Here is a 4,361-nt window from a genome sequence, read left to right on the forward strand (position 1 = left end):
TCCGCGCCGTCCTGATCGAGCAGCTCGGTGCCATGCGGTTCCGCGCGGTCTTCTCGCTCGCCTCGATCGTCGCGATGGTCTGGATGGTGATGGCCTTCGGCGACGCGCCTTACGTGGCGGTCTGGGAACCGCCGCTCTGGACCCGCTGGATCCCCAACATCGTCATGCCTTTTGCCTGCATTCTGCTGGTCTCGGGCTACAATCCGTTCAGCCCGACGGCAATGGTGCGGGAGGAGGATTTCGACGACCCGCATCTGGTGCGCGGCATCCTGACCGTGACCCGGCATCCGGTGATGTGGGGCATCGGCCTCTGGGCGCTGGCGCATCTGACGGTCCGCGGCGACGCCGCCTCGATGATGCTGTTCGGCGGCATCGCGGTCCTGGCCTTCGTCGGCATGATCAAGATCGATATGAAAAAGCGGGCCGAGTACGGCGCCAAATGGGCGCCTTTCGAACTCTCCACCTCTGTCCTCCCGTTCCGCGCCGCGCTCGACGGACGCACGAAGGTCGACTGGAAGGGCATCGGCTGGCTCCGGCTCGGCGGCGGCCTCCTCCTCTGGGCCGTCCTGCACGGCGCCCACCCGTGGATTGCCGGGGTGAGCGCCGTACCGGTATGAACGTAAGGCTCAGCCGACTTCGTAGCGGCCACGGGTCAGCAGGATGAGCAGCACTAACATCAGCGGCACGACGGTGAGCGCCGGAATGATGATCGCCGGATAGCCGAAGAGCGCGATGGCGCCGATCCAGAGCAGCGCGCAATTAATCAGGAAATAGGTGAATGCGGAGACCCCGCCCTCTTTGAGGTCACGGGCGATCCAGCCGATCAGCGGAATGGCGTAGAACAGTCTGCTCAAGGTCGGTGTCCTCTTTCGGTCGTTTAGGAACACCGGAGATGGCATCGCAGATGATGCGCGCCAATGCGCATTAATGACGCAGATCAGATTTGTCGCAGGGCGATCGCGATTGCGGCGCCAAGCCGCGCATTTGCGCGCACCAGCTCGATATTCGTCCTGAGGCTGGCGCCCGCCGTCGCATTCCGGATCTCGGAGAGCAGATAGGGCGTCACCTGCTTGCCGCTCGTCCCCGTCCGTTTCGCCTCGTAGAGCGCGTCCTCGATGATCCGGTCCATCTCGGCCCGCGGCAGCGCATGCGCCTCCGGCACCGGGTTGGCGACCAGCATGCCGTTCTCGAGACCGAGCCCGCGCCCGGCCCGCCATGCGGCGGCGATCTCGGCTGCGCTGTCGAGCCTGAGCGGTACCTTGAGACCGCTCTGCCGGCAGAAAAAGGCGGGAAACTCGTCGGTGCCGTAGCCCACCACCGGCACGCCCTTGGTCTCCAGCACCTCTAGCGTCTTCGGCAGGTCGAGGATCGATTTCGCGCCGGCGGAGACGACCATCACGGGCGTGCGCGCCAGTTCCTCGAGATCGGCGGAGATGTCGAAATCGAGCTCGGCACCGCGATGCACGCCGCCGATCCCGCCTGTGGCGAAAACTTCAATTCCGGCGCGTTCGGCGAGGATCATGGTGGCGGCGACGGTGGTGCCGCCGGTCCAGCCTTTGGCGACGGCGATGCCGAGATCGCGGCGGGAAAGCTTGATCGTTTCTTCGGAGGCGCAGAGCCCGGCGAGATCATCTGCCGGGAGGCCGATGCGGATCTCACCTCCCAGCACGGCGATGGTGGCAGGTACGGCGCCGGCCGCTCGCACCTCCGCCTCGATCTCACGCCCGATGGCGAGATTGTCGGGCTTCGGCAAACCGTGTGTCAGGATGGTGCTCTCAAGAGCGACGACTGGCCGGCCCTCGTCGAGGGCGGCACGTACTTCTTCCGAAAGGACCAGATCGGTCATCGCCTTCCCAACTCTCTCGTCAATCCCGACCCCGATCCGGGACCTTCAGAAGCTTGGGGCACAACCCCGCGTTCGGCAAGGTCCCGGCTCTGCGGCCGGGATGACGGGTAATGTTGGGATTTACCCCTGCAGCATCTTGTTGAGGCGCAGGCGCAGCGCGTTGAGCTTGATGAAGCCGGCGGCGTCCTTGTGGTCGTAGGTGCCGGAGCCTTCCTCGAAGGTCACGATGTCCTCGGAATAGAGGCTGCGCTCCGCCTTGCGGCCGGTGCAGGTGACGTTGCCCTTGTAGAGCTTCATGCGCACGGTGCCGGTGACGTTGCGCTGGCTGAAGTCGATCGCCTGCTGCATCATCTCGCGCTCCGGCGAGAACCAGAAGCCGTTATAGATGAGCTCGGCATAGCGCGGCATCATCTCGTCCTTCAGGTGCGCCATGCCGCGGTCGAGCGTCAGGCTCTCCATCGCGCGGTGCGCGTGATGCATGATGGTGCCGCCCGGGGTCTCGTAGACGCCGCGGTTCTTCATGCCGACGAAGCGGTTCTCCACCAGGTCGAGACGGCCGATGCCGTTGGCCGCGCCGAGCTCGTTCAGCTTCGTCAGGAGGGAAGCGGGGCTAAGACGCTCGCCGTCGATCGCGACCGGATCGCCATGCTCGAAGTCGATCTCGATCACGGTCGCCTTGTCCGGTGCCTGCTCCGGCGAGACGGTGCGCTGGAAGACGTATTCCTCCGGCGCGTCCCACGGATCCTCCAGCACCTTGCCCTCGGAGGAGGAGTGCAGCAGGTTCGCGTCGACCGAGAACGGCGCCTCGCCGCGCTTGTCCTTGGCGATCGGAATCTGGTGCTTCTCGGCGAACTCGATCAGTTTGGTGCGCGACGTCAGGTCCCATTCGCGCCAGGGCGCGATGATCTTGATGTCCGGCTGCAGCGCGTAATAGCTGAGCTCGAAGCGGACCTGGTCGTTGCCTTTGCCGGTGGCGCCGTGGGAGACGGCGTCGGCGCCGGTCTCCTTGGCGATCTCGATCTGGCGCTTGGAGATCAGCGGCCGGGCGATCGAGGTGCCGAGCAGGTAGCAGCCTTCATAGAGCGCGTTGGCGCGGAACATCGGAAAGACGTAGTCGCGCACGAATTCCTCGCGCAGATCCTCGACATAGATTTCCTTGATGCCGAGCATCTTCGCCTTCGCGCGCGCCGGCTCGACATCCTCGCCCTGTCCGAGGTCGGCGGTGAAGGTCACCACCTCGCAATTGTAGGTGTCCTGCAGCCAGCGCAGGATGACGGAGGTATCGAGGCCGCCGGAATAGGCCAGCACGACTTTCTTGACGCTCTCGGACATGTAATCGCCTTAGACGCTAGGAGGCCCCGGAAGGCCCAGTGAACAACGGATCCGGACCTTCGCAAGCGGCGGCGGGCCCGACGGCGCCGGAGTATAGGGAAACTGTCATTTTCGGCAAGGGACCTTGCCCGCGACTTTGTGACTTATCGTGCGGGCGGGGCACCCTATATGATCAGATGAGCGTTCACCGAGGAACAAGGGAGCCCGAACGATGAACAGCGCAACCGAAACCGCGATCCTCGCCGGCGGCTGTTTCTGGGGCATGCAGGAGCTGATCCGCAAGCATCCGGGCGTCACCGGAACCCGCGTCGGCTATACCGGCGGGACGGTCGAGAACCCGACCTACGAGCATCTGAAGACCGGCCGCAGCGGCCATGCAGAGTCTATCGAGATCCGGTTCGATCCGTCGAAGACCAGCTACCGCGCGATCCTGGAACTGTTCTTCCAGATCCACGACCCGACCACAATCGACCGCCAAGGCAACGACCGCGGCCCGCAATACCGTTCGGCGATCTTCTATCTCTCGGACGAGCAGAAACGCGTTGCCGAGGACACCATCGCCGACGTAGACGCCTCCGGCATCTGGCCCGGCAAGGTGGTGACGGAAGTAGCGGCCGCAGGTCCCTTCTGGGAGGCCGAGCCGGTGCATCAGGACTACCTGCAGCGCATCCCGCACGGCTACACTTGCCACTTCCCGCGCCCGAACTGGGTCTTGCCAAAGCGCGCGCCGAGCGTGGCTGCTGGGGAGTAAGTACTCCTTCTATCGTCATCCCGGCCGGAGAGCCGGGACCCAGGCGATCATTGAGCTGTACGCTTTCCGCCGTTGGGTCCCCTCTTTCGCGAGGATGACGACCTACTGAAACAAAAAAGGCCGCTCCGAGGAGCGGCCTTTTCCGTAACTGTCTGCCCCCGTATCAGCGGGAGTAGAATTCGACCACGAGGTTCGGTTCCATCTGGACCGGGTACGGGACGTCTTCCAGCTTCGGGGTGCGGGTGAAGGTGCCGCGCTTCTTGTCGAGATCGACATCCATGTAGTCCGGAATGTCGCGCTCGTTGGAGGCGGCGGCTTCCAGCACCATCGGGATGGCGCGGGACTTTTCCTTCAGTTCGACCACGTCGCCTTCCTTGACCATGTAGGACGGAACATTGACGCGCTTGCCGTTCACCAGCACGTGGTTGTGGC

At 64.3% G+C, this 4,361-nt stretch carries 6 protein-coding genes; 2 read left to right on the forward strand and 4 right to left on the reverse strand.

All coding sequences use genetic code 11. From position 1 onward, the window contains the following. The coding region (locus JJ959_RS21165) for an NnrU family protein (RefSeq protein WP_292888438.1) at nt 1-617 on the forward strand (617 nt) is incomplete at its 5' end. 9 nt (nt 618-626) lie between these two features. Here JJ959_RS21165 and JJ959_RS21170 read toward each other — a convergent pair. From JJ959_RS21170 to JJ959_RS21180, 3 genes are all read right to left on the reverse strand, one after another. Beyond that, the gene (locus JJ959_RS21170) at nt 627-854 is read right to left on the reverse strand and encodes a hypothetical protein (protein ID WP_292888439.1); all 228 of its coding nucleotides are present in this window, start codon (nt 852-854) and stop codon (nt 627-629) included. Between the two features lie 83 nt (nt 855-937). Beyond that, on the reverse strand, nt 938-1,846 hold the full coding sequence (locus JJ959_RS21175; protein ID WP_292888441.1) for a pseudouridine-5'-phosphate glycosidase: 909 nt from the start codon (nt 1,844-1,846) through the stop codon (nt 938-940). Nucleotides 1,847-1,966: 120 nt separating this feature from the next. Beyond that, entirely contained in the window at nt 1,967-3,178 is a 1,212-nt protein-coding gene (locus JJ959_RS21180) for an argininosuccinate synthase (protein ID WP_292888444.1), read from the reverse strand. 211 nt (nt 3,179-3,389) lie between these two features. Between JJ959_RS21180 and msrA the strand changes: the two genes are divergently transcribed. Beyond that, nucleotides 3,390-3,929 carry a peptide-methionine (S)-S-oxide reductase MsrA gene (msrA, locus tag JJ959_RS21185; RefSeq protein ID WP_292888447.1) on the forward strand — a complete coding sequence of 180 codons (540 nt, stop codon included), beginning with the start codon at nt 3,390-3,392 and terminating at the stop codon, nt 3,927-3,929. Nucleotides 3,930-4,092: 163 nt separating this feature from the next. On the opposite strand, the gene JJ959_RS21190 is transcribed toward msrA, so the two are convergent. Further along, nucleotides 4,093-4,361 (reverse strand): S4 domain-containing protein (locus JJ959_RS21190; RefSeq protein WP_292888450.1); only part of this gene is annotated, 269 nt, incomplete at its 5' end.

Origin of the sequence: Nisaea sp. (assembly GCF_017640745.1) — a bacterium.
In the GTDB taxonomy this organism is placed as follows: domain Bacteria; phylum Pseudomonadota; class Alphaproteobacteria; order Thalassobaculales; family Thalassobaculaceae; genus Nisaea.

Coding starts and splice junctions, on each gene's coding strand:
- JJ959_RS21180 (WP_292888444.1), bottom strand. CDS start 3,178: ATGTCCGAGAGCGTCAAGAAAGTCGTGCTGGCCTATTCCGGCGGCCTC.
- msrA (WP_292888447.1), top strand. CDS start 3,390: ATGAACAGCGCAACCGAAACCGCGATCCTCGCCGGCGGCTGTTTCTGG.
- JJ959_RS21175 (WP_292888441.1), bottom strand. CDS start 1,846: ATGACCGATCTGGTCCTTTCGGAAGAAGTACGTGCCGCCCTCGACGAG.